Source organism: Pseudomonas sp. X10 (assembly GCF_054889225.1).
Genome location: NZ_CM142677.1, coordinates 3181562 through 3206979 on the forward strand (window position 1 = coordinate 3181562; position 25418 = coordinate 3206979).

General features: G+C 63.6%; 22 protein-coding genes and 1 riboswitch. Of the genes, 12 read left to right on the top strand and 10 right to left on the bottom strand.

The window, feature by feature from the left end; translation table 11 throughout:
* Positions 1-25: 25 nt before the first annotated feature.
* On the bottom strand, positions 26-1069 hold the full coding sequence (locus ACYU03_RS14510) for an ABC transporter substrate-binding protein (RefSeq protein ID WP_461885272.1): 1044 nt from the start codon (positions 1067-1069) through the stop codon (positions 26-28).
* 191 nt (positions 1070-1260) lie between these two features.
* Here ACYU03_RS14510 and ACYU03_RS14515 point away from each other — a divergent pair, with 191 nt between their 5' ends.
* From ACYU03_RS14515 to ACYU03_RS14530, 4 genes are all read left to right on the top strand, one after another.
* The gene (locus ACYU03_RS14515; protein WP_461885273.1) at positions 1261-3213 is read left to right on the top strand and encodes an oxidoreductase; all 1953 of its coding nucleotides are present in this window, start codon (positions 1261-1263) and stop codon (positions 3211-3213) included.
* A gap of 40 nt (positions 3214-3253) precedes the next feature.
* The gene (locus ACYU03_RS14520) at positions 3254-3859 is read left to right on the top strand and encodes a helix-turn-helix domain-containing protein (protein ID WP_461885274.1); all 606 of its coding nucleotides are present in this window, start codon (positions 3254-3256) and stop codon (positions 3857-3859) included.
* Between the two features lie 154 nt (positions 3860-4013).
* Positions 4014-5324 carry a substrate-binding domain-containing protein gene (locus ACYU03_RS14525; RefSeq protein WP_461885275.1) on the top strand — a complete coding sequence of 437 codons (1311 nt, stop codon included), beginning with the start codon at positions 4014-4016 and terminating at the stop codon, positions 5322-5324.
* A 172-nt stretch (positions 5325-5496) separates the two neighbouring features.
* Positions 5497-6558, top strand: a complete 1062-nt coding sequence (locus ACYU03_RS14530; protein WP_461885276.1) for a TerC family protein — start codon at positions 5497-5499, stop codon at positions 6556-6558.
* A 51-nt stretch (positions 6559-6609) separates the two neighbouring features.
* Here the strand turns inward: ACYU03_RS14530 and ACYU03_RS14535 are convergent, their stop codons facing one another.
* Positions 6610-7839: an acyl-CoA dehydrogenase gene (locus ACYU03_RS14535; protein ID WP_461885277.1), complete on the bottom strand. Its 1230-nt coding sequence runs from the start codon at positions 7837-7839 to the stop codon at positions 6610-6612.
* Between the two features lie 139 nt (positions 7840-7978).
* Here ACYU03_RS14535 and ACYU03_RS14540 point away from each other — a divergent pair, with 139 nt between their 5' ends.
* The gene (locus ACYU03_RS14540) at positions 7979-8911 is read left to right on the top strand and encodes a LysR family transcriptional regulator (protein WP_461885278.1); all 933 of its coding nucleotides are present in this window, start codon (positions 7979-7981) and stop codon (positions 8909-8911) included.
* Positions 8912-9086: 175 nt separating this feature from the next.
* Positions 9087-9659, top strand: a complete 573-nt coding sequence (locus tag ACYU03_RS14545; RefSeq protein WP_461885279.1) for a GNAT family N-acetyltransferase — start codon at positions 9087-9089, stop codon at positions 9657-9659.
* 58 nt (positions 9660-9717) lie between these two features.
* Here ACYU03_RS14545 and ACYU03_RS14550 read toward each other — a convergent pair whose 3' ends face one another.
* Entirely contained in the window at positions 9718-10641 is a 924-nt protein-coding gene (locus ACYU03_RS14550; RefSeq protein ID WP_461885280.1) for a universal stress protein, read from the bottom strand.
* A 273-nt stretch (positions 10642-10914) separates the two neighbouring features.
* Between ACYU03_RS14550 and ACYU03_RS14555 the strand changes: the two genes are divergently transcribed.
* The 3 genes from ACYU03_RS14555 (at position 10915) to ACYU03_RS14565 (ending at position 14660) form a co-directional block, all read left to right on the top strand.
* A complete protein-coding gene (locus ACYU03_RS14555; protein WP_461885281.1) occupies positions 10915-11988 on the top strand; it encodes an NAD(P)-dependent alcohol dehydrogenase in 1074 nt (357 codons plus the stop codon).
* Between the two features lie 33 nt (positions 11989-12021).
* Entirely contained in the window at positions 12022-13263 is a 1242-nt protein-coding gene (locus ACYU03_RS14560) for an MgtC/SapB family protein (protein WP_461885282.1), read from the top strand.
* 242 nt (positions 13264-13505) lie between these two features.
* Positions 13506-14660: a cysteine desulfurase family protein gene (locus ACYU03_RS14565; RefSeq protein WP_461885283.1), complete on the top strand. Its 1155-nt coding sequence runs from the start codon at positions 13506-13508 to the stop codon at positions 14658-14660.
* 137 nt (positions 14661-14797) lie between these two features.
* Here the strand turns inward: ACYU03_RS14565 and ACYU03_RS14570 are convergent, their stop codons facing one another.
* Positions 14798-16210: an amino acid permease gene (locus ACYU03_RS14570; RefSeq protein ID WP_461885284.1), complete on the bottom strand. Its 1413-nt coding sequence runs from the start codon at positions 16208-16210 to the stop codon at positions 14798-14800.
* A gap of 462 nt (positions 16211-16672) precedes the next feature.
* Here ACYU03_RS14570 and ACYU03_RS14575 point away from each other — a divergent pair, with 462 nt between their 5' ends.
* Complete coding sequence (locus tag ACYU03_RS14575) at positions 16673-18097, top strand: aminotransferase-like domain-containing protein (protein WP_461885285.1); 1425 nt, start codon at positions 16673-16675, stop codon at positions 18095-18097.
* A 71-nt stretch (positions 18098-18168) separates the two neighbouring features.
* Here the strand turns inward: ACYU03_RS14575 and ACYU03_RS14580 are convergent, their stop codons facing one another.
* Genes ACYU03_RS14580 through ACYU03_RS14590 form a run of 3 tightly spaced genes read right to left on the bottom strand, consistent with a single transcriptional unit; the run spans position 18169 to position 21766 of the window.
* Positions 18169-19191 carry a histone deacetylase family protein gene (locus tag ACYU03_RS14580; RefSeq protein ID WP_461885286.1) on the bottom strand — a complete coding sequence of 341 codons (1023 nt, stop codon included), beginning with the start codon at positions 19189-19191 and terminating at the stop codon, positions 18169-18171.
* Positions 19192-19201: 10 nt separating this feature from the next.
* Complete coding sequence (locus tag ACYU03_RS14585; protein WP_461885287.1) at positions 19202-20431, bottom strand: Zn-dependent hydrolase; 1230 nt, start codon at positions 20429-20431, stop codon at positions 19202-19204.
* 30 nt (positions 20432-20461) lie between these two features.
* Positions 20462-21766: an MFS transporter gene (locus ACYU03_RS14590; RefSeq protein ID WP_461885288.1), complete on the bottom strand. Its 1305-nt coding sequence runs from the start codon at positions 21764-21766 to the stop codon at positions 20462-20464.
* A gap of 162 nt (positions 21767-21928) precedes the next feature.
* Here ACYU03_RS14590 and ACYU03_RS14595 point away from each other — a divergent pair, with 162 nt between their 5' ends.
* A complete protein-coding gene (locus ACYU03_RS14595; RefSeq protein WP_461885289.1) occupies positions 21929-22885 on the top strand; it encodes a LysR family transcriptional regulator in 957 nt (318 codons plus the stop codon).
* A gap of 119 nt (positions 22886-23004) precedes the next feature.
* Here the strand turns inward: ACYU03_RS14595 and tenA are convergent, their stop codons facing one another.
* The 3 genes from tenA to ACYU03_RS14610 form a co-directional block, all read right to left on the bottom strand.
* Complete coding sequence (tenA, locus tag ACYU03_RS14600) at positions 23005-23670, bottom strand: thiaminase II (RefSeq protein WP_461885290.1); 666 nt, start codon at positions 23668-23670, stop codon at positions 23005-23007.
* Positions 23667-24314 (bottom strand): TenA family protein, encoded by a 648-nt coding sequence (locus ACYU03_RS14605; protein ID WP_461885291.1) that lies wholly within the window; start codon positions 24312-24314, stop codon positions 23667-23669. Before ACYU03_RS14605 ends, tenA begins: the two co-directional genes overlap by 4 nt.
* Before the next feature lie 77 nt (positions 24315-24391).
* Positions 24392-24506: riboswitch (TPP riboswitch) on the bottom strand.
* A 64-nt stretch (positions 24507-24570) separates the two neighbouring features.
* Positions 24571-24714, bottom strand: a complete 144-nt coding sequence (locus tag ACYU03_RS14610) for a hypothetical protein (protein WP_461885293.1) — start codon at positions 24712-24714, stop codon at positions 24571-24573.
* Between the two features lie 56 nt (positions 24715-24770).
* Here ACYU03_RS14610 and ACYU03_RS14615 point away from each other — a divergent pair, with 56 nt between their 5' ends.
* Positions 24771-25406: an MFS transporter gene (locus ACYU03_RS14615; protein WP_461891470.1), complete on the top strand. Its 636-nt coding sequence runs from the start codon at positions 24771-24773 to the stop codon at positions 25404-25406.
* Positions 25407-25418: the final 12 nt, after the last annotated feature.

A 25418-nucleotide genomic window follows, 5' to 3' on the forward strand; every position in this document is an offset into this window, starting at 1 on the left:
CATAGGCTGTCCAGCGGTGCCCCTCTCAGCGGCTGGCCCAGGCGTTGAAGCGTTGTTCCAATTCCTCGCCATGGTCGACCCAGAACTCCACGTCCATCGCCAGCGCCCCGTCGAGGTTCGCCTTCGAGGTCGGCACCCAGTTCGCCAGGGCCGGATCGAGCCTGGCAGCCGCCTGGGTGTTGGTCGGCCCATAGGGTATCTGCTCGACATAGCGCACCTGGGTGTCCGCCTGGTTGGCGTAGGCGATCAGGCGCTTGGCCTGTTCGGTATGGCGCGAACCCTTGATGATCGCCCAGTAGTCCATGCCATACAGGCTGCCTGGCCAGACCACCGCCAACGGGCTGCCCTGCTGGGCGGCGACGGCGATACGGCCGCTGTAGGTCGAGGTCATCACCACATCGCCGGCGGCCAGCCACTGCGCTGGCTGGGCGCCAGCATCCCACCACTGGATATGAGGCTTGAGTTCGCTGAGCTTGGCGAAGGCACGATCCACCCCTTCAGGCGTGGCCAGGACCTTGTACACGTCCCCGACCTTGACCCCATCGGCCAGTAAAGCGAACTCCAGGTTATACACCGCGCGCTTGCGCAGGCCGCGCTTGCCCGGGTACTTCTGCACATCCCAGAAGTCAGCCCAGGAGGTCGGTGCCTCGGCCAGCTTGTCGCGGTCATAGGCAATCGCCACGCTCCACACCAGGGCCGCCGAGCCACATTCCTGGGCGGCGTCCGGAATGAGCTCCGAGGCGTGGCCCAGACGTTGCCAGTCCAGGCGCTCATAGATGCCTTCGTCACAGCCACGCATCAAGTCAGGCCCTTCGATTTGCACCACATCCCAGTCGACGTTACCGGTATCGGCCATCACCTGGATACGCGCCATCTCGCCGTTGTATTCGCTCTGGATCAATTTGCTGCCGTCCTGGGCGCTGAAAGGCTGGAAGATCGCCACGTCCTGGGCTTTCTGCCCGGCACCGCCATAGCCGACCACGACCATCTGCGGCGCCGCCTGCGCGCTGCCCAGGCCCAAAGCCAGAAACAATGCGCAAAGACCGGTCTTACGGGGAAATGCTTGCATCGATGGTGCCTCCTGCCGGTGCTCGCCGGATGACGCGCGGCAAGCCCGATTTCTTGTTGTTGTGAGGTACGCCCCAGTGCCGGGAGCCTTTTCGAAGCTAGTCAATGACCAGTAAAAAAACAAGTTGATTTTTTACTGACACTACACTTTCATGGAAAAACAATAACAACACATCGCTGGAGCCTGAGCGCATGTCGACCGCCTTCGCCCACCTGTTCGAACCGCTGCAGATCCGTGGCAAGCGCCTGAAGAACCGCATCATGTCCAGTGGTCACGACACCTCGATGCCCACCGACAACCTGGTCAACGAACGCCTGATCGCCTACCAGCGCGCCCGCGCCGAAGGCGGTGTGGGGCTGATCGTGCTGCAGGTGGCCGGGGTGCACGACAGTGCTCGCTACACCTCCCATGTGCTGATGGCCACGGACGATGAATGCATCGACGGCTACCGGCGCCTGGCCGAAGCCTGCCATGCCCATGACACCGTGGTGCTGTCGCAGCTGTTCCACCCCGGACGGGAGATCATGGAGTCGGCCGACGGACTCTTGGCGGTGGCCTACTCGGCCTCTTCGGTGCCCAACGAGCGCTTTCGTGTCATGCCCCGGGCCCTCGACCAAGTGATGATCGACGAGATCGTCCAGGGCTACGCCAACGCCGCTCGACGCTTGCACCAGGCCGGGCTGGATGGCGTCGAGGTGGTAGCCAGCCACGGCTACCTGCCCGCGCAGTTTCTCAATCCACGGGTCAATCAGCGCAGCGACGGCTACAACGGCGAACTGGAGCAGCGCCTGCGCTTTGTGCGCGAAGTGATTGCCGCCGTACGCGCCGCCACCGACGAGCAGTTCATCGTCGGCCTGCGTATCAGCGCCGACGAGCGCGATAGCGAAGGCCTGACCGAGGACGAATCCCTGGCCGCCGTCGAGGCCTTGCAGCACCAGCTCGACTACGTGCACATCGTCGCCGGTACGTCCGCCTCCCTCGGCGGAGCGATCCATATCGTTCCGCCCATGGCCATCGAACCGGCCTACCTGGCCCGCGAGGCCGGAACCTTCAAGGCACGCCTGGCCATCCCGCTGTTCGTCACCGGGCGCATCAACCAGCCCCAGGAAGCCGAACTGATCATCGCCCGTGGCCAGGCCGACGTCTGCGGCATGACCCGCGCGCTGATCTGCGACCCTGAGATGCCCAACAAGACCCTGCAAGGCCAGGTTGAAGACGTGCGCGCCTGCATCGCTTGCAACCAGGCATGCATCGGCCACTTCCACCGGGGCTTGCCGATCTCTTGCATCCAACACCCGGAAACCGGCCGCGAACAACAGTTCGGCCAGTTGCAGCCGACAGCCGTGCGCAAGCGCATCCTGGTGGCTGGCGGCGGCCCCGCCGGCATGAAGGCTGCTGCGGTGGCTGCCGCTCGTGGGCATGAAGTCACCTTGTATGAAGCCGGCCCGCAACTTGGCGGCCAGGTCCTGCTGGCGCAACTGTTGCCCCGGCGCAGCGAGTTCGGCGGCGCCAGCACCAATCTGCAACGGGAGATGCAACTGGCCGGTGTGCGTGTGGTGCGCAATACCCGGGTCGACCGTGCCCTGGTCGAGCGCGAGCGCCCCGACCTGGTGATCGCCGCCACCGGCGCCACACCCTATTGGCCAGCCTTCGAACGTGCCGGCGAACTGCAGGTGGTAGACGCCTGGCAGGTACTGCGCAATGAAGTGTCCCTGGGACGCTCGGTCATGGTCGTGGACTGGCGCTGCGATTGGATCGGCCCAGGTATCGCCGAACGCCTGACGCGGGAAGGCCATCAGGTGCAATTGGCGGTCAATGGCACCCACTGTGGCGAGTCCCTGCCCCTCTATGTGCGCGACCAGATGGCCGGAGAACTGCACAAGCTGGGCATCCCGGTCATCCCCTACGCCCGCCTCTATGGCTGCGACGACAACACCGTCTACCTGCAGCACACCGCCAGCGGCGAGCCGATGATCCACGAAGGCATCGACACCTTGGTGCTGTGCCAGGGCCACCAGCCCCACGACGAACTGGCCGCGTCCCTGACCGGCCTTGTGGAGGTGCGGCGCATTGGCGACTGCCTCGCACCGCGCACCGCCGAGGAAGCCATCTACGAAGGCCTGAAAGTCGCCTGCGCGGTTTGAGGCTGTTTATACTTCGGGCTTTCCCGATGGACCGATCCCGATGAGCCAGCAATCCCACCTGCCGCCCAACGCTGCCGAAGACGGCAGCCCGGCACCTCAGTTCCTCGGCACCCGTATCCGCGGACTGCGCAAGCGCCGCGGCATGACCCTGACGGAGCTGGCGCAGCAGAGCGAGCTGACTGCCGGCTACATCAGCCAACTGGAACGCAACCTGTCGTACCCATCGATCCCGGCCTTGTTCAACATCGCCCGGAGCCTGGGCGTGACCATCCAGTGGTTCTTCGCCAGCGAAGCCGCCACCGCGCCCGAAGACCAGGGCTACGTGGTGCGCAAGCACAGCCGCCTGAGCGTGCACTACGAGGATGGCATCGTCGACCAGTTGCTCACCCCGCAACCCAACCGCCACCTGGAGATCCTCCACTCGCGCTTTCCACCCGGGACCTACAGCCAGCAGAGCTACAGCCATGAAGGCGAGGAAGCAGGCTATGTACTGTCCGGGTGCTTCGAGTTGTGGGTTGGCGAACGGCACTTCCAGCTCAATGAAGGTGACAGTTTCAGCTTTTCCAGCCAGGAGCCGCACCGCTATGGCAACCCTGGAAAGGAGGATGCTGTGGTGATCTGGGTGATTACCCCACCGACGTTCTGAGTGATGGCTGCCGGCGCATCGCGGGCAAGCCCACTCCTACAGGTCTCGTGTCGACTGCAAGAATCCGCGCAGCGGCCCTACTACCACGGTCATATTTCATTCATCCCACTGTCGTAATCTCCTGGGCAACTCTATGCCACAGGTCATGATCGGCATGCCCCGTCTCCTTCCGTTGCTGCTTTGCCTGCTACCGCTGCTGGCTCTGGCCGAGCCGGCGCAGTTGCGTATCCAGGGGTCCAACACCATCGGCGCAGCGCTGGCCCCGGCACTGGTGCGTGGCCTGTTGCAAGCGCAAGGCGCCACCGCCATCGAAACCCTGCCGGGCGCGGCGCTCAACGAAGTACAGGTCCAGGCCCGCGACGCCAAGGGCCAAGTACTGCGGATCGATATCGCGGCCCACGGTTCCAGTACTGGTTTCATCGCCTTGCGCAGCGGCGATGCCGACCTGGCCAGCGCCTCACGACCGATCAGCGACATCGAGGCCAGCCAGTTGCAAGCCCTGGGAGATCTGCGTAGCCCGGCCGCCGAGCAGGTCATTGGCCTGGACGGTGTGGCCGTGATCGTTCACCCCGACAACCCGCTACCACAGCTGAACACCGCGCAACTGGCGCAGATTTTCTCCGGCCAGGTCAACCATTGGGAGCAACTGGGTATCACCGGCGGGGCGATCCGCCTCTACACCCGCGACGACCGCTCCGGCACCTTCGAGACCTTCAAGGCCCTGGTGCTAGATCCACATCACAGCAGTCTCGCAACCCAGGCACTGCGCTTCGAATCCGGCGAAGAGCTGGCCGACCAGGTCAAGTCTGACCGCCAGGCCATCGGTTTCAGCAGCCTGGCGGCGGTGCATGGCGCCAAGGTCCTGGCCATCGCCGAAGGGCAGGCTCCGTCCATGCTGCCCACCCCTGCCCTGATCGCCAGCGAGGACTATCCCCTCTCCCGCCGCCTGTATTTCTACTTGCCAGGCAAGGCCACCAAGCCACAGGCCCAAGCCTTGGCCGAATTCGCCCAGAGCCCGGCCGGCCAGGCCATCGTCGCCGAACAAGGCTTCATCTCCCAGCAGGTAAACGCCCTGCCGATAACCGCCGAAGCCAGCATGCCAGCCCGCTATCGCACCCTCGCCAGCGAGGCGCGGCGTCTGTCGGTGAACTTCCGTTTCCAGGAAGGCAGCGCCAGCCTCGACAACAAGGCCCTGCGGGACATCCAGCGGGTTACCGAGTACCTGCGCCAGACCGGCAAGCTGCAGCACAAGGCGGTCCTCGTCGGCTTTGGCGACTCCAAGGCCACGCCAGGACGTGCGGCACTGCTCTCGCGCCTGCGGGCCATGGCCGTGCGTCGGGAACTGGCCCGGGGCGGTGTGGAGGTCAAGGAGGTGACGGGGCTGGGAGATGACCTGCCGGTGGCCGGCAACGACCTCGAACAAGGGCGCCTGCGCAATCGCCGAGTCGAGGTGTGGGTGTACTGATGATGGAGGCGCAACCGAGGTCTAGGCAACGAAATGTTACAGGCACCGTTCGGAAACCCCGGGAAGTCGGTCTAGGCTGAAACTCATGTGATGCCGGGCCCCTCTGACGGCTGCCAAGCCGCCATGTCGGAATCACTGTTGCTCAGCAACGTCGACAATCAAGGAGGGGCGCATGGCGACTCTGCAGACATTTCTCTTCACACCATTCCTCGGCACCAGCACTTGGTTGTGGCTGGTCTTCATCGCTATCGTCACCGCCCTGCTGGTCCTGGACCTCGGCGTACTGCACCGCAAACACCGCGAGATCGAGATGCGCGAAAGCCTGCTGCTGTATTCGGGCTATTTCAGCGTCGGCGTGCTGTTCGGCGCCTGGGTCTGGTACGAACTGGGCGCGCAATCGGCCCTGGAGTTCTACACCGGGTTCCTGGTCGAGCAGTCGTTGTCGATGGACAACGTCTTCGTCATGGCGATGATCTTCGGCTTCTTCGCCATCCCCCGCCGCTATCAACACCGTGTTCTGTTCTGGGGCATCCTCGGCGTCGTGTTCCTGCGGGCGCTCATGATCGGCGTCGGTGCTGCGCTGGTGCAGAACTTCGCCTGGGTCCTGTACATCTTCGGCGCATTCCTGCTGTTCACCGGGATCAAGATGTTCTCCTCCCACGAAGAGAGCCATCCGGACCTGGCCAACAACCCTGTGTTGCGCTTCGTCAAGCGACACATACGTGTCACCGAGCAGATCCACGGCGCGCACTTCTTCGTCCACCTCACCCCGCCCGGCAAGTCGAAAGCCCTGCGCTACGCGACACCGCTGTTCCTCGCCCTGGTGCTGATCGAACTGGCCGACCTGGTGTTCGCGGTAGACAGCGTACCGGCGATCTTCGCCATCACCCAGGACCCGTTCATCGTCTACACCTCGAACATCTTCGCCATCCTCGGCCTACGCTCGCTGTACTTCGCCCTGGCGGCGCTGATGCACCGCTTCGTGTACCTGAAATACGCCCTGGCCCTGGTGCTGATCTTCATCGGCTGCAAGATCTTCTACCACGGCCTGATCGGCGAAGTACCAGCGCTGCTGTCACTGGGAGTGACCCTGGCACTGTTGCTCGGGGGCGTGCTGCTGTCGCTGTTCAAGACGCGGGATCAGCATGACCGTGACGACGCCTCGCGTCCTGACCTGCCCCACGATGTAAATGCCTCGGCACGTAAGGAAAAAGACCCGCAGCCGCGGGTCTGAGTTTCAGTGTGACCCAAAGAAGGCCCGCATTCGCGGGCCTGACCTCTCATTTCAATGGCTGCTTCGCAGCATCTCCCTCGGCACATACTTGCCGATTTCATACTTGCCAATCGCAGCCCGGTGCACCTCATCCGGCCCGTCTGCCAGGCGCAGGGTGCGCTGCATGGCGTACATGTAGGCCAGCGGGAAGTCGCCGCTGACACCAGCGCCGCCATGGATCTGGATGGCCCTGTCGATCACGCGCAATGCCACGTTCGGCGCGACTACCTTGATCTGTGCGATTTCGCTGCGCGCCACCTTGTTGCCGACAGTATCCATCATGTAGGCGGCCTTGAGGGTCAGCAGCCGAGCCATGTCGATCTCCATGCGCGAGTCGGCGATCTTGTCGACGTTGCCGCCCAGGCGCGCCAGTGGTCGGCCAAACGCGGTGCGTTCCACCGAGCGCTTGCACATCAGTTCCAACGCCCGCTCGGCCATGCCGATCGACCGCATGCAGTGGTGGATGCGCCCTGGGCCCAGCCGCCCCTGGGCGATCTCGAAGCCCCTGCCCTCGCCCAGCAGCACGTTTTCGTACGGCACCCGCACGTTCTCGAACAGCACCTCGGCATGGCCGTGCGGGGCGTCGTCGTAGCCGAACACCGGCAAGGGCCGGACGATCTTCACGCCGGGGGTATCGGTCGGCACCAGGACCATCGAATGCTGCTGGTGGCGCTGCCCGTCCGGGTTGCTCAGGCCCATGAAGATCATCACTTTGCAGCGCGGGTCGCAGGCGCCGGAGGTCCACCATTTGCGGCCGTTGATTACCCACTCATCACCGTCGCGCACGGCCGTAGCAGCCATGTTGGTGGCGTCCGATGAGGCCACGTCCGGCTCGGTCATGGCAAAAGCCGAGCGGATCTCGCCCCGCAGCAAGGGCTCCAGCCACTGGCGCTTCTGCGCCTCGCTGCCATAGCGCACCAGCACCTCCATATTGCCGGTGTCCGGCGCCGAACAGTTGAACGGCTCCGGCCCCAGCAGCGAGCGGCCCATGATCTCGGCCAGCGGTGCGTACTCCAGGTTGCTCAGCCCGGCGCCATACTCCGATTCGGGCAGGAACAGGTTCCACAACCCTTCGGCACGCGCCTTGGCCTTGAGTTCTTCCATGATCGCGGTGGGCTGCCAACGGTCACCCTCGGCGACCTGGCGCTCGAACACCGCTTCGGCGGGATAGACATAGGCATCCATGAACGCGGTGACACGCTCGCGCAGTTCCTGAACCTTGGGCGAATAGGCGAAATCCATCGGGGCTACCTTCACGGGAATAAGGAGATGTCCTAGAGCCTAGATCAGCCCGCCCCATCCACCTAGTCTATTTTCATCGTGTATAAACATTCATAACCGATATATGATCGACCCATAACACCAACAAAGAGCGGCGCCCATGAATCTCAGCAAGGTCGACCTGAACCTGTTCATCGTCTTCGATGCCATTTACACCGAAGCCAACCTGACCCGGGCCGGGCAGATCGTCGGTATCACCCAGCCGGCCGTGTCCAATGCCCTGTCGCGGCTGCGCGAGACCTTCAACGACCCGCTGTTCGTACGCACCGCCCAGGGCATGGTGCCCACGCCCATGGCCCAGAACATCATCGGCCCGGTACGCAACGCCCTCGCCCTGCTGCGCACTTCGGTGCAGGAAAGCCGCATCTTCACCCCCCTGCAGGCCAACAAGACCTTCCGCATCAGCATGACCGACCTCACCGAGGCCGTGATCCTGCCGCTGCTGTTCCAGCGCCTGCGCCGCCTGGCACCGGCCCTGGTGATCGAAAGCTTCCTGTGCAAGCGCCGCGAGACCACCAAGGAACTCGCCGCCGGCCGCCTCGACTTCGCCGTCGATGCCCCGCTCAACACCGACCCGCAGGTACGCCACGTCAAGCTCATGCAAGACCGCTACGTCTGCGCCATGCGCCAGGGCCATCCACTGAGCGATACCAAACTCAGCCTCGACAGCTACCTCGGACTGACCCACATCCACATTTCCAGCCGTCGCAACGGCCTGGGCTATGTCGACCTGGCCTTGGGCAAGATGGGTGTGCAGCGCAAGATCGCCCTGCGCTCCCAGCACTACCTCATGGCTTCGCAGGTGCTGCAGCAGACTGACATGGTCATGACCGTCCCCGAACGCTTCGCCCGCCGCCATCAACTGCGCTACCTGGCCCTGCCTGTGGAAGTACCGGCGCTGGAAACGCACCTGTACTGGCATGAAAGCACCGACCAGGACCCGGCTAACCGGTGGATGCGCGAGCAGATCATCGAACTGTGCCAGGCGGTGGTGGCTCAGGACGAGCGAGAAGCGACAGCAGCCGAAGCCTGATGCAGCCTGGATCGTCCTTGCCGATGCCCTGCGGACAAGCCGGAAGACCGGCGGTCCCGACAACCAGAGCCACTGCGGGCTGTTGTTGATGTAGATCAAGCGACCGGACGTTGGCAGGCGTAAACAGGAAAAGGGGCACCGCCCTTCCACTCCTTTCCCTGTCGGAGTCAACCCCATGGCATCTGTTCAATCCAACGCCCAAGCCCCCGTTGCCGGGACATTTCCCGAGGTAGCGGGAGAACACTGGATCGAGTCGCTCAAGGAGGGTGGCCATGTCCTTGTCAGACCCTTGCGGGCGGACGATCGCGAACGGGAGAAGGCATTCATCCAACGCCTTTCACCCGAGTCGCGCCACTTCCGCTTTCTGTGCCAGATCAAGGAGCCTGGCAAGGCGATGCTCGATCAGCTCATGGCCATCGACCACCATCAACACATGGCCTACATCGCCCTGGCGCATGTCGACGGCGAACTACGCGAAGTGGGCATCAGCCGTTATGCCGGTTCCGGCGAAGCCAAGCGCTGCGAGTGTGCAGTGACCGTCGACGATCAGTGGCGACATCGAGGCCTGGGCTCGTTGCTACTCGGCCACCTGATCGACGCGGCACGGGCCAATGGCTACGAAGAAATGTACTCCATCGACTCGGCCGCCAACCTCGCCATGCACGAACTGGCAAAAGCCTTCGGGTTCTCGACCTATCGTGATCCGGACGACGCCAGCCAGGTGATCCATCGCCTCTTGCTGGCGTGACAAGCACCACCTGGCGCGCGCGCCCATGCACACAGGCAAGCGCGCTGGGGCCGGCGCGTCAGGGTGCGGGCAGCTCTGGGGTGATGACCAATACGCTGCCTGGCATCTTGTACAGCACGTGTTCAACCGTGCTGCCGATGTACTTGGCCACGCCACGGTGATGCACCCGCCCCATCACCAGCACGTCGATATCATGGGTTTCGGCGTAAAGGGCCAGGACCTTCGCCGGATCGCCCATGATCATGCGGCGATCCTCGGGCGCAATGCCGTTGCGCTCGGCCAGCTCATGGAAGACGTCGGCCTGGGCCTCGTGCAAGGTGTCGGTGACATTCGAGGAGAACAAGAACGACTTGCGCCCATTGCCATCCACGTCCATGTGCATAGAGGCCAGGTCGTAGGCATACAGGACCTCCACTTGCGCCTTGCACTGCATGGCCAGCTTCAATGCTTCCTTGATGATCCGGTCATTGAACCCTTGATACTGATCTTCAGGACGAGACAGATCGACAGCGGCAAGGATCTTGCGCGGCATGACATGACGGGTGTTGCAGACAAAATGCAAAGGCACCCTGCATTCACGCAACAGCCGGACATCCAGCGTGGTGAACAAGGCGCGCATCAGGCGTGACTCATGCTCGACATCCTTGATCAGCATCGCGAAAGGCTGTTCCTTCAGGTGTATCAGGATTTCCTCGAGCACATCCTCCACCCAGACGACCTCTGTCGTTACCGTCAGCCCGTTCCTGCGCATGGGCAGGGCCTGGGTTTCGAGCCACTGGCGGTGATGCTCGACATACCCCTGGCGGAGCGCAACCAGGGCTTGTTCGTTGACCAGCCCTGCAGTGGCCAGCCCCTCCAGGTAATCGAAGGCCACGATGTGCAATGCCATGCCTTTAGCTTTCGCCAGGGCCGCAGCCCGGTCATAGGCCGCGGTGCGGCGCATCAAAGGGGGAACGACGAGCAGAAGTCGATGATCGGACATGGCACACCTCACGCAGAACGATAGGTAGGGAAAACCATCCTGCGCCTGCCTGAACGTGCCGACTTGACTTGCATCAAGGTTCCCTTATTGCCGCGCCCAGGCGGTGCCTTCCTCCCAGGCCTCGGCGAGGGTTGTACAGGCCCCTGCCGACGCACGGTATTTGATCAGGTGAGGATAAGCGTGAATCCTTGATCCTGATCAAGCCTTCTCCTGCCGTTGAGCGCACGCTGAGCAAAGATTCGATACCACGATCCCAGATCAGGAAGCATTGCCATGGCGACCATGAAAGCTGCAATCTTCGTTGAAAAGAACAGAATCGTACTGGACGAAAAACCCATCCCTGAAGTCGGCCCCTCCGATGCCCTGCTACGGATCACCACGACGACGATATGCGGCACCGACGTCCACATCCTGCGTGGCGAGTACCCGGTGGCCAAGGGGCTGACCATCGGCCATGAGCCGGTGGGCATCATTGAAAAGCTCGGCGCCCAGGTCCAGGGCTTCAGCGAAGGGCAACGGGTCATCGCCGGCGCCATCACCCCCAGTGGCCACAGCAATGCCTGCCTGTGCGGGTGCGCGTCCCAGGATGGCCCCGGAACCCGGCACGGTTTCAAGGCTACCGGCGGCTGGAAGTTCGGCAATATCATCGATGGCTGCCAGGCCGAATATGTGCTCGTGCCGGACGCCATGGCCAACCTATCCCCCATCCCCGATAACCTTGGCGATGAACAGGTCCTCATGTGTCCGGACATCATGTCCACCGGCTTCTCTGGCGCTGAACGGGCCGACGTGAAGATTGGCGACGCTGTCGCGGTGTTCGCACTCGGCCCCATCGGCCTTTGCGCGGTTGCCGGTGCGCGTCTGAAGGGGGCCAGCACCATCATCGGCGTCGATACCGTGAACGCGCGCATGACCGTTGCCCGCCAGCTGGGCGCGACCCATGTCGTCGACTTCAAGCAAGGCAATGTCGTCGAGCAGATCATGACGCTCACCGATGGTCGCGGGGTCGATGTGGCGATCGAGGCGCTGGGCACCCAGTCGACCTTCGAGTCGGCGCTGCGGGTGCTGCGTCCTGGAGGCACGTTGTCCAGCCTGGGGGTCTATTCCTCGGACCTGCGGATTCCCCTCGACGCCTTCGCTGCCGGGCTCGGCGACTACAGCATCGTGACCACGCTCTGCCCGGGTGGCAAGGAACGGATGCGCCGCTTGATGGAGGTCGTCGCCAGCGGTTGCGTCGACCTATCGCCGTTGGTCACCCACCGCTTCAAGCTCGATGACATCGAAGCGGCCTATGAGCTGTTTGCGAACCAACGCGACGGCGTCATGAAGATCGCCATCACACCGTGAAGGCCTACGCCTGCATGACTCGGTAAGGCCGCCATGCTTGAGACCCTGAGCATCACCCATGCCGCCGCGGCCTTGGGCATTGGGATGCTCGTGGGGTTGGAGCGTGAGCGCAAAAAGGGCCGTGGCGAAGACAGGGCCTGCGCAGGCCTGAGGACCTTCGCCATCACCTCCGTACTCGGCTATCTCTGCATGGCCGTCGGCGGCGCGCTGCTGGTCGGCTTCATGAGCCTGGGCCTGTCCGTGATCATTGCGGTCGCCTACTGGAAACAGTCCGGCAAGGACCCGGGCATCACCAGTGAAATCGCCCTGCTTTGTGTCCTGATACTTGGCGCCTTGACCCATGAGCAGCCAGCGCTGGCGATCGCTGTCGGCGTCGTGCTGACGGTCTTGCTGGCCCACCGGCAAAGGCTCCACCGCTTCGCCCTCGAACAATTGACGGAAGCCGAGATCCGCGATGGCTTGATCCTGTTGACCGTAGCCTTGGTTGTCTTGCCGCTGACGCCCAACCGCTTTATCGGCCCCTTTGCGGCCATCAATCCCCGCACCCTGTGCACCCTCATCGTCCTGCTGATGGGGGTCGGGGCATTGGGGCATATCGCCTTGCGCACGGTGGGCGCGCGCTACGGCTACACACTCAGCGCAATTGCCTCGGGTTTCGCTTCGAGCACTGCGACCATCGCCGTGGTCGGGCACCTGGCCCGGACGGACCGGCCTGCCGTCCGGGCGCTCGCTGCGGCGGCGGTGTTTTCCAACCTGGCTACGGTCGTGCAGTTCGGTCTGGTGCTGGCGACGGTCGACCTGGTTTTCCTGAAAGCGCTATGGATACCGATGTTGCTGGGAGCCGTGACCACAGCCGTCTATGGCTCCCTGTTGCTATCGCCCTGGAGCCCATCGACCGTGCCGCCCTCGACCAAGGTTGGCGAAGGAGCTTTCAACCTCAAGATCGCTGCGGTGGTCGCGCTGGCCCTGACAGGCGTAACCCTGTTGTCCGCCGCGCTGTTGAGCCTGCTCGGCCACAAGGGCCTACTGATTGCCGCCGCACTCAGTGGCCTGGCCGACGCCCATGCAGCGACCGCTTCCATTGCTTCGCTGGTAAAAGCCGGGCAGTTGTCGTTGCACGACATTGCCGTGCCATCACTGATCGCCATGAGCAGCAACACCGTCACCAAGTGTGTGCTGGCCTGGTTCAGCGGCGGTGCGGCATTTGGCAAGTACGTCATACCCGGGCAGTTGATGATCATCGGCGCGATGTGGGCCGGCGTGCTCCTGCAATAGGCCCGGTGCCCTGCCGGACGAGGTGCTCCAACGAGGACATATAACCAAATGAAATAGCGTTTTAACCAAAAAACAAAATGACGAAATAGTTTTCTATAAAAGACCTGATTTAGAGATTCTCCTCCCGCCTACTGCTTGATTTACCCGAATAAATAATAAAAATTTTCCGCTGCTGGCTTAGTACCATTTTTCAAGCCGCCGCTCACCGGCGCCCCTAATACCCGCACGGATCCGCCGCCATCATGCACAGCGCACCGCTCTACTTCGACTACGCCGCCACTACTCCCGTCGATGAACGGGTCATCGAAACCATGGTCGCCTGCCTCGGCCACCAGGCCAACTTCGGCAACCCCGCTTCAAGCGGCCATGCCTACGGGCAGGCCGCCCGCACGGCGGTGGAACAGGCACGCCAGCAGGTGGCCCAGCGAGTTGGTGCCCAGGCTGGCGAGTTGGTATGGACGTCCGGGGCCACCGAGTCCAATAACCTGGCCCTCAAGGGCATCGCCCAAGGCGCGGGAGAGCGCCGCCACCTGATCACCAGCCAGCTGGAACACAAGGCCGTGCTGGACACCGCCGCGGAACTGGAACGCCAGGGCTTCGAGGTCACCCGCCTGGCGCCGGACGCCAACGGCCTGATCCAGTCGGCAGCAGTACAGGCTGCACTGCGCCCCGATACCCTGCTGGTCTCGCTCATGGCTGTGAACAATGAACTGGGCACGCTCACCGACTTCGCCAGCATCGGTGCCCTGGTGCGCGAACACGGCGCCTTGTTCCATGTGGACGCGGCCCAGGCGGTTGGCAAGGTGCTGATCGATCTGCAACAAGCGCCGGTGGACCTGATGTCCTTCTCGGCGCACAAGGCCTATGGCCCTAAAGGCATCGGTGCTCTCTACGTCGGCCCACGCGCGCGCCCGGCGCTGCGAGCGCAGATCCACGGCGGCGGCCATGAAGGCGGTTTGCGTTCCGGCACCCTGGCCACTCACCAAATCGTCGGCATGGGTACTGCCTTCGCCCTCGCCGGCCAGCCAGGCGACAGCGAGCACCAGCGTATCGAGCGCCTCAGCCAGCGCCTGCGCGAAGGGCTGCTACGGCTGCCCGGCGTCACCCTCAATGGCAGCCCGGAGCAACGCATAGCCCATACCCTGAACCTGTGCATCGACGCCAAAGGTTTCAACAGCGCGGCCCTGGCCAGCGAACTGGCTCTGTCCTCGACCTCCGCCTGCAACTCCGCCGCCAACGCCGCCTCCCATGTCCTGCTGGCCCTTGGCCTGGATGAACGCCAGGCGCGCAACAGCGTGCGGGTCAGCCTGGGGCGGTATACGACCGAAGGGCAAGTAGACAAGGCAATCGAGGTGTTCACCCGGGTGGTCGGCGCGGCGGCGGTGGCGCTGTGGTGAGGACGGTGCTGATCAGCGCCTCGACAATCGACAAAAATGGAAGCGGGCTTGCCCCGCGATGCGATGTGATTGACTCATCGCTATCGCGGCACAAGCCCGCTCCCATGTGTTGATTCAGGGCCTGCCCTGAACCAGGTTCAACGCTGCTTCGAAGTACGGATCTGGTGCACCACGCCCATCAGCGCCACGAGGATGGCCGCAGCACCGGTGGAGACCACCAGGACCTGGTAGTCAGGAACGAACGCCATGACCACCAGACAGACGACGATGAAGCCGATCACCAGGTAGGTCAACCAGGGGAACAGCCACATCTTCAGGCGAATCTGCTTGCCTTCGGCCTCCAGTTTGCGACGCATCTTCAGCTGCGAGAAGGCGATCACCAGGTACACCAGCAGCGCGATCATGCCGGTGGTGTTCATCAGCACGTCCAGCACGTCTTTCGGGCGCAGGGTTTCGCTGAAGTTGATCAGGGCGCAGAACACCGCCACCGAGCACGAACCAATGATGGCGAACACCGGAACGCCGGTGCCGGCGCGGGTGATCTTGAAGAATGACGGCGCATCGCCACGGGTCGACAGCGAGAACAGCATGCGCGAGGCGGTGTAGTGCGCCGAGATCAGGCAGCTGCTCACCGAGGTCAGGACCACGAAGTTCATCACGAACTCGGCGCCCGGAATCCCCAGCAGCTCCAGGGTACGGCGGTAGGAGCCGTAGCCCGACTGGCCCAGCATCGGATCGTTCCATGGCACCAGGCAGACGATCAGGAAGATCGAGCCGACATAGAACAGGCACACACGCCATACCACCGAATTGGTCGCCTTGACGATCTGGTTGGCCGGATCCTTTGCCTCGGAGGCGGCGATGGTGACGATTTCCGCCCCCAGGAAGGCGAACATCACCCCGAGGATGGCCACCACCACGGCCTCGATGCCATTGGGCATGAAACCCTGGGCCGTGAGGTTGCTTATCCCGCTCACTTCACCGAACTGCCACAGGTTCATCACGGCCATACCGCAGACCGCAAGGAAGCAGATGATCGCCACCACCTTGATCAAAGCGAACCAGAATTCGAACTCCCCATAGTGCTTGACGTTGAAGAAGTTGACGCCAATCAGCACCAGGGTCGTGGCCAGCACGAAGACATTGACGCTGACCTCGGGGAACCAGCCATTGAGGATCTTGCCCGCCACGTAGGCTTCCCAGGCCATGAGGATGACCCAGAACCACCAGTACAACCAGCCGATGGTGAAGCCGGCCCAGCGGCCGATGGCGCGCTCGGCATAGGTGGAGAAGGAGCCGGTGTCCGGCGAGGATGTGGCCATCTCGCCGAGCATGCGCATGATCAGCACCACCAGGATGCCGCCGGCCAGGTAGGCCAGGATCGCCGCCGGGCCAGCGCTATGGATCACGCTACCGGAGCCGACGAACAAAGCGCCGCCGATCACGCCGGCGATCGACATCATCGTCAGGTGGCGCGACTTGAGCGAAGCGCTGAGCTTGCTCTCGGGCTCCCCCTTGGCGGTGGATGTGGTTGTGGATATTGCGTCCATCAGTAGTCTACCCCGTGTTTCTTTTTATCCAAGGAAACTCGTGGAACCGCGACAATGGCGGTTCCACCCATTCATCAGTGCTGTGTGAGCAGGACGGCGTGCACGACGCGCACGCAGGCCTTCCGTGGCGGACAGCCTGCCTACGCGGCCGAGGCGCAAACCTCGAGCCGACTGAACGGTGCAATGGCAGGACGGGCAGCAGTCATGGCTGACCGCCCCATCGTGACGTAAGAGGTGAAGGGGATAGCCCCCATCGGTAAAGCAGCGGTTGCATTGTGATTGTTCATGACGCTGTGTCGTGCTTTATCTGGCGATATCTGACACCTAATGTAAAAATGTCCGACACAGAGAGCCATGCACAGCACAGTGAAATCTGCACTGCACTGTACAGGCCGCCAATGCAATACACCCGCACCAACCTGCAGGCGCTTGGCGTTACGCACACCTGAAGGCCCATCCCGAATGCTCGAACTACGTCCAGATTCCTCCACCCCGCTGGTCAACCAGATCATCGATGGGTTGCGCGGGCTGATCGACAACCAGACCCTCAAGCCCGGCGCCAAGGTCCCCTCGATCCGGGCCTTTGCCGCCACCTACTCGGTCAGCACCTTCACCGTGGTCGAAGCCTACGACCGCCTGGTGGCGCAGGGCTTGCTGGTCAGCCGGGGCAACGCCGGGTTCTTCGTCAACCGTGCGGCCAGCGAGCTGCTGGACAACCAGCACCACGAAGCCGACCCGGCGCGGCCGACCTTCAACTCCGAGTGGTACCTGCAGCAGATCTTCGAAATCCGCCAACTACCGTTCAAACCGGGATGTGGCTGGCTGCCCAACGACTGGATGTTCGAGGATGGTCTGCGCCGTGGGCTGCGCCAAGTGGCCGGCAGCCCGATGGAGTTGAGCGGCTATGGCGACCCGATGGGCCTGCCGGAGCTGCGCGCCCTCACCGCGCAAAACCTGCAGCAGGAGCTGAGTATCGTCACCAACCCGGCCCAGGTGATGCTCACCCACGGCGCCAGCCAGGCTCTGGACCTGGCGGTACGCACCTTGGTGCGCCCAGGCGACGTGGTGCTGGTGGATGACCCTGGCTACCCCAACCTGATGAGCATCCTGCGTTTCCAGGGCGCGACCTTGGTCGGTGTGCCGCGCACCCCGGCGGGCTACGACCTGGACCACCTGGAGCGCTTGCTGGCCCACCACCGTCCCACCGCCTTCTTCACCCAACCGCACCTGCACAGCCCGACTTGCTCGCGCACCCCGCTGGCGCAATTGCACCGCCTGTTGCAACTGGCAACCCAGCACGGCTTGCGCCTGGTGGAGAACAACCTCTACGCCGACATGATCGCCGAACCGCAGCCCTGCCTGACCAGCCTCGACCACCTGCAACAGGTGGTCTATGTGGGCAGCTACTCCAAGAGCATCTCGCCCAACGTGCGCGTCGGCTACCTGCTGGCCAATCCCGATCTGATGCAGCAACTGCTGCACCTGAAGATGCGTTCAGGCCTGACCACCTCCCAGGTCATGGAGCGTGTGGTTTATGCCGCGATCATCGACGGCCGCTGGCGCAAGCACCTCAAACGCCTGCGCCAGCGCCTGGCCGAAGCCCAGCAGGAAGTCAGCCGGCAGTTGCACCGGCTGGGCTTCGAGCTGTTCGTCGAGTCTGACGAAGGCATGTACATCTGGACCCGCCACCCCGCCATCCCCGACAGCGCCGCCCTACTCGACGACGCTCTGGAGCAAGGCATCATGCTCGGACCCGGGCAACTGTTCATGGTCGATGCCCAGGCCACCGGCTGGATGCGGTTCAATGTGGCGTTCAGTACCGACCCAGCGATGTGGGAGATGCTGGAGAAGTTATTGGTCAAGCACGTCAGGCGGGGTGGGGTTTAAGCGTCAACTGACGCTAGCGCCTACCTCTCTCCAACGCTGCCGGGGCGGTTCCATGAAAAGCCGGCCTTGGCTCAGCGCCAGGCTTCTTTTTCTGCAAAGAACGCCCGCGCATTGTCTTCCAGGCTCTCCAGGTGGTAGCCACCCTCCTGCACGATCAGGCACGGCACCCGCAATCCTCGTATCCGCTCGCCCAGGGTGGCGAAACCTTCGCGGGTGACGGCCACCTTGCTTTGCGGGTCCAGTTCGTAGATATCGAACCCCAGTGACAGCACCAGCACATCGGCACCGAAGTCCTTCACCGTATCCAGAGCGATATCCAGTTGGGCCAGGAAGTCCGCTTCGCTGGCGCCATGGGCCATGGGCAGGTTGAGGTTGTAGCCCTCCCCTACGCCGCTACCGCGCTCGTCGTCGAAGCCAGCGACGCCGGGGTAGAAGTTGGTTGGGTCACCGTGGATAGAGACGTAGAGCACGTCGTCACGCTCGTAGAAGATCTCCTGGATACCCTGGCCGTGGTGCATGTCGGTGTCGAGGACGGCCACACGCGGGTAGCGCTCGCGCAGCACCTGGGCAGCGACAGCAGCGTTGTTCAGGTAGCAGAAGCCTCCGGCGGCCTCGGCACGGGCGTGGTGCCCCGGAGGCCGGCACAGGGCGTAGGCTGCCGGCTCGCCGTCGAGCAGGGCCTTGGCCCCGGCGATGGCGCTCTGGGCGGACCAGTAGGCCGAACGCCAGGTCAGTTCGCCCACCGGGCAACTGCCGTCAGCCAGGTAGCGGGCGGCTTGGGCAAGGATGCCGCGCAGGGCGTTGGGCTCACGAACGAAGATATTCGACATGACTTCGTCCCCCCAATCCTCGGGCACTTCCTTCCAGCGGGCATGGGCCTCTTCAAGGAAAGCTAGGTAGGGCGCACCGTGCACCGCCAGCAGCGGCTGCAGGCCGGCATCTTCCGGCTGGCGGATGTCGAAGCCGAGGTTGCGCGCCGCCTGCAACAGGTTGCGGGCACGCTCGGGCACTTCCTGCGGCGTGCGCATGGCACCACGCGAGTAGTAGCTGCGCGGGTGGTGCAGCAGTTGTTCGGGATGGAAGTAGCACTGCATGGGTATCTCCTTATTCGACCCGACCGGCGCGGGCCAGCACGGCATTGAGCAAGACATCGGCGCCCTGGCGGGCGTCCTCGGGCAAAACGTCTTCGGCTTCGTTGTGGCTCAGTCCGCCGACGCAAGGGATGAACACCATCGCTGTCGGGCAGTAACGCGCCAGGAGGATCGCGTCGTGGCCGGCGCCACTGACAATGCGCTGCTGGGTATAGCCCAGACCATCCACGGCCTGCTGCACGGCGGCCACGCAATCGGCATCGAAAGGCGTCGCTGGGCTGACCCAGTGACGCTGAATGCTCAACTTCAGGCCGCGCTGCTCGGCGATGGCCTGTAACTGCCGGCCCAAGTCGCGCTCCATGGCCTCGATAGCCTCGTCACGGTGGTGGCGCAGGTCGACAGTGAACCGCAGCACACCGGGAATCGTGTTGCGCGAGGACTTGGCGATACTCAGCTCACCCACCGTGGTCAGGCCCTCCGGAGCGAAATCGGCGGCCAAGGCCTCGATGGCCAGGATCATCTGTGCGGCACCATAAAGAGCGTCCTTGCGCAGTTGCATCGGCGTGGTGCCAGCGTGGGCAGCCATGCCTTCGACCTGCACATCCAGCCAGCGGATGGCCTGGCCTCCACTGACCACGCCGATACTCCTAGCGTTGTCTTCAAGGATCGGCCCCTGCTCGATATGCGCTTCGAAATAAGCGTCCACCGGGCCGCCCAGAGGGCGCTGGCCGGCATAGCCGGTGCGCTGCAGCGCCTCGGCGACGCTGATGCCGTCGGCGTCGCGGATCGCCAGGGCATCCCCCAAGGCCAGGCTGCCGGTAAACACCGCCGAACCGAACATGGCTGGGGTGAAACGCGCGCCCTCTTCGTTGGTCCAGACCGCGATCTCTAGCGGTTTGCGGGTCTGAATGCCAAGGTCGTTGAGGCAGCGCACCACCTCAAGTCCAGCCAGCACGCCATATACGCCATCGAAGCGGCCACCTTCAGGCTGTGTGTCCAGGTGGCTGCCCATCATCACTGGCGCGGCGTCCGGGTCGGTGCCGGCACGGCGGGCGAACAGGTTGCCGATGGCATCCACCGACAGGCTCAGGCCGGCCTCGCGGCACCAGTGGCCGAACAGCTCGCGGCCGGCCTTGTCTTCCTCGCTCAAAGCCAGACGGCAGCTACCGCCACGGGCGGTGGCGCCGACTTCGGCCATAGCCATCAGGCTCGCCCACAGGCGTTGGCCATTGCTCTTCAACATTGCAAGTACTCCAGTATTCGAATCAGTCGATCAGGCCAGTTCCAGGCGCCGGGCATTGGCATAACGGCGCGACAGAGCCAACACGCAAGCCAGGGAAATGCCCGCGATCACGCTGTAGAACAGCGCCATCGGCCACCATTGCCCGGAAAAGCTATGCGCCAGCCAGGTGCCGATCAGCGGGGTCAAGCCGCCAGCGATCGCACCGCAAATCTGATAAGCCATGGAAATCGCGGTGTAGCGCACGCGGGTCTCGAACATGCCACTGACGTAGCCGGCGATCACCGCATAGAAGGACGCCATGCACGCCGCCGCCAGAGCGATGCCGAGGATGATCAGCGGCGCCTGGCCGGAGCTGACCAGCACGAACATCGGGTACGGCGAGGCCATCGCCAGCAACGACATCAGGCACAGGAAACGCGTGGCGCCGAGCTTCTCGGAGAACCAGGCGGCCAGCGGTTGCACGCAGAACTGGATGACTGCCACCACGAACAAACACTCGAGGATCAGCGAGCGCGGCAAACCGAGCTGTTGGGTGCTGTAGGCGATCATGAAAGTATTGGTGAAGTACACACCGGCAATGCCCAGGGTATTGGCACCGATGCACAGCAACAGCGGCCGCCAGGCGCTACGTAGCACTTCCAGCACCGGTGCCTGCTCCTTGCGCACCGTCTTGCTGGCCTGCTCGCGGCTGGCGATGAACTCCGGCGATTCATTGACGCCCAGACGGATCGCCAACCCGACCACCAACAACAGTGCGCTGGCCAGGAACGGCAAGCGCCAGCCCCAGCTCATCAGGTCTTCTTCTGGCAGGCGGGTCACCGCGCTGAAAGCCAGCAGCGAAAGAATCAAGCCAGCCGGACTGCCCAACTGGGCGAAGGAGGCGAAGAAATTACGCCGGCCCTTGGGTGCATGTTCACCAGCCATCAGTACCGCCCCGCCCCACTCCCCGCCCACGGCGATACCCTGGACGATACGCAGGAGGATCAGCAGCACCGGCGCGGTGGCGCCGATCTGCGCGTAGGTCGGCAACAGGCCGATGCACACGGTGACCACGCCCATCATCAGTAAGGTGATGACCAGCGACTTCTTGCGGCCGATACGGTCGCCGATATGGCCGAAAACGATGCCGCCCAGCGGCCGGGCGAAGAAGCCTACGGCGAAGGTGCCGAACGCCGCCATGGTGCTGAACAGAGGGTCGTCGGAAGGGAAGAACAAGGCACCGAACACCAACGCTGCGGCGGTGGCGTAGATGTAGAAGTCGTACCACTCGATCATGGTGCCGATGAATGCGGCGGCCGCGGCCCGGCGCGGTTGGGGCGAAGCGGAGGGCTTCATGGGTCAGGCTCCTTTGCTTGTTTTTTTCTGGCAGGAGTAAGGGTCACGGAAGCGCTCTGGATGGCGCCTGTCTGGAAAGGATTTATCGTCGCGGGGCTATAATTAGTCAATTTTCTATTTATTATTTCAACTATAACGCCCATTTATTATCGCGAGACTGCCATGTCCGACCGCCTGCTCAACGACCGCCTCGACTGGAACCTGCTGCGCACCTTCCGCGTGATCGGCCAGGAGCTGAGCATCAGCCGTGCCGCCGCGCGCCTGCACCTGACCCAACCGGCGGTGAGCCAGGCCCTCAAGCGCCTGGAGGAACAGCTCGGTCGCCAGCTCATCGCCCGCCGCGGCCCACGTTTTGCCCTGACCGAGGTGGGCGAGCAGATCTTCCACTTGGCCGGCGAGGTCTATGGGCAGATGTCACAGCTCAGTGGCGTGCTCGAACAACCCGGCGACGAACTGATCGGCAAAGTGCGTCTGTTGATGATCAGCCGCATCTGCTCCGAGCGCTTCGATGACTTTCTCGCCAGCTTTCACCGCCAGCACCCGCGGGTCGATCTGGAGATCGATGTGATGCGCAGCTCCGACATCGTCAGCGCCCTGCAGGAAAAAACCGCCACCCTCGGCCTGAGCCTCAACCGCCAGCCCCAGCCACGTCTGGAGCAGCGCCTGTTCCTGCGTCAGCGCTACGCCTTCTTCTGCGGCAAGCACCACGGCCTGTTCGGCAAGAGCGATATCGCCGGGGGCGACCTGCAACGTGAAAACTTCGTCAGCTTCACCAGCGACCAGATCGGCGGCATGCTCTCGCCGCTGACCATCTTCCGCGACCAGCAAGGCTTCAGCGGACGCATCGTCGCGTCGTCGCCAAGCCTGGAGGAAGTGCGCCGGCTGGTGATCGCCGGCTTCGGCATCGGCTGCCTGCCCGAGCATGTGGTGGCGGCCGATGTGGAAGCAGGCTTGCTCTGGCGGCTGCCGCCGCATGAAGGGATCGCCGATGTGGACATCCACCTGTTGTGGAACCGGGATCAGCGCATGAGCCGGGCCGAGGCGGTGTTCATCGAGGCGTTGCAGGAAGGCCCGGATACGGGGCATGGCGCACGCCAGGGCAATGGAGAGGCGCCTTGATGATCTGCGCAGTCAACTGACGATGGGCCGCATGCGCTGATGCCGACGCATCGCCAGCTGATGACGCTGGCGCCTACCCCCTGCAGCGTCGACCGTAGGGCCAGGGCGACATGGCGTGCCTAGTTCGCACCATCCAGGCCCATTTGCCAGAAGTCGGCCTCCAGTTTCGAGGCCTGGGCAAAGATCGCCGCCAGTTCGACAAAGCGCTGCTCGGTCATGCTGCGCGCCGCCAATTCGTCCAGGTGCTTGCGCGCCGCGTCTGCGACGCCCTGGTAAGCCTCTCCGGCATATTCGCCAATCCACTCGCGGTAAGGGTGCGCCGCTAGGTCAGCGATACCGGTCGACAGCTTGCGGCCAATTTCCGCATAGCCGATCACGCACGGCGCAAGGGCTACGTGCAGGTCGAGCAGGTCGCCCGCAGCGCCGCAATCGAGCACGAAACGGGTATAGGCCACCGTCGCCTGATGCTCCGGTGCCGCCTCGATATCCGCCTGCGACAAGCCCCAGCGGGCGCACAAACGCAGGTGCAGGTCGGTCTCGTCGAGGATCGCCGCCAGGCCCGCCTGTGCCGCGCGGATATCCGAGGGGCGCCGGCTCTTGTAGGCCGCCAGTGCCCAGGCCCGGGCGAACTGGATCAGGAACAGGTAGTCCTGCACCAGGTAGGTACGGAAGGCACTCTCGCCCAAGGTGCCTTCGCCCATCTGGCGCACGAAGGCGTGGTCGACATAACTGTTCCATTGCGGCGCCGCTGCAGCCTTGAGACGCTCGAAGATGTCCATGCTCATACCTCCTCGTCGTAGACGGCATCGAAGAACTCAAGCTCCAGTGCCACCGTGCGCAGGAAGAAATCGGTGCTGATCGCAACCTCCTTCGGCCCGACCCGATCCAGTTCCGCCTGCAGGAAGGCCACGAAGTCACGGAATGCCGGGTTGTCGTGCAAGGTGATCCACTCGGCGTAAACGAAGTTCTCCGGCAATGGCTGCGGCGCCTTGAGCGCCCAGTCCAGGTACAAGCCTTCGGCGACATTGAGCACGGCCAACGCAGCGGCATACGAGCGGGTGGCCGCTGCCTCGCGCATGATCGCCTTGAAGCCGGCGGTGGGCACCGTGTCCTGCGGCTCGCTGCGCTGCGCCTCGCTGACGCCCAGAGCCTCGAAGGCGCGCAGGAAATAGGTGTTCTCCTCGCCCGAGATCATCCCTGCGAAACGCCCGAAGCGCAGACGTGCCTCGAAGGTGTCCGCCGTGGCGATGGCGGCGCCCAGGAGGGTTAGGAAGCTGTCGAGAAAACGATGGTCCTGCACCAGGTAGCGGACCATGACAGGGTCCGGCACGCTGCCGTCGAACAACTGGCTGACAAAGCGGTGCCCAACAGCGGCCGACCAGGTTGGCTCGCTCTGGCGGCGCAGGGTTTCAGTGAAGCGTTCGGTCATGGTGCTGTCCTCTGTGAGGTGACAGCGAGACCGTTGCCTGGGGCATGGAGCGGCCTCGCAGTGAGGCCGGCAAAAAGGCAGGTCCGAAATCCCATCCCTTCGCCGGCATGATCCGGATCAGGTTCGAAGGGTCACCGCGCTGCAGCTGCCAGCGGTTTCTCAGCCCGTTGCCGGGCTCCCCTTGGTGGTGCTCATGTATACAGCAGGTGCAGGGTATTGTCACCACCGCCGCCCCCATGTCGCGTCTTGGGTCCGATCAGTTGAAATACCGTACGTCCAGCCGCTCCACGAGAAAATCGATGAACACCCTCACCCGCTGCGGCAACTGCCGGCCCGGCCCGATGAACACCGCGTGCAGGGTGTCTTGCTCGCCACTGTCGAAATCCTCCAGCAACGGCACCAGGCGCCCCGCCTGGATATCCGCACCAACATGAAAGTTGGCCAGCCGGGCAATGCCTGCGCACCCAACTGGCTGCCCTTGGGCAGCCGGCGATCTGGTCGATGATGCTGATGACCATCCTCGGCTTTGGCGCCAGCTTTGCAGCCTTCACCTTCCTCACCCCGATCCTCACCGACATCACCGGCTTCTCCTCGGCTACCGCCAGCAGCCTACTGGTGGTGTTCGGCGTCGCCACGCTGATCGGCAACTTGGCCGGCGGACGCCTGGCCGACCGCCTCGGTTGGCAGCGCGCCCTGCGTCTGCTGTTCGTATTGCTGGCGGCGACCCTGGTGCTCTTGGGCCTGTCCCTGTCTTCGCCGGTGGCGATGGTGGTGCTGTTGTTCGTCTGGGGCGTGCTGGCCTTTGGTATGACCCCGGGCTTCCAGGCCGGCATGCTCGACACCGCCGAGCGCTACACACCCAGGGCCGTGGATTTCGCCTCGGGCCTGAACATCTCCGCCTTCAACCTCGGCATCACCTTGGGCGAGACCGCCGGCAGCCGCCTGGCAGGCACTGGCCAAGGTGCCGGATGGCGCAGCGCACGCAACCAGGCAAGGTGTAAGGCCAAACGACACTGTCGATTGCAGGTATCAAGGTATGCAAGCCCTGTAGGAGCGGGCTTGCCCGCGAGGCGTCGGCGCTGGCGCCACTAAAGTATCCCGGGC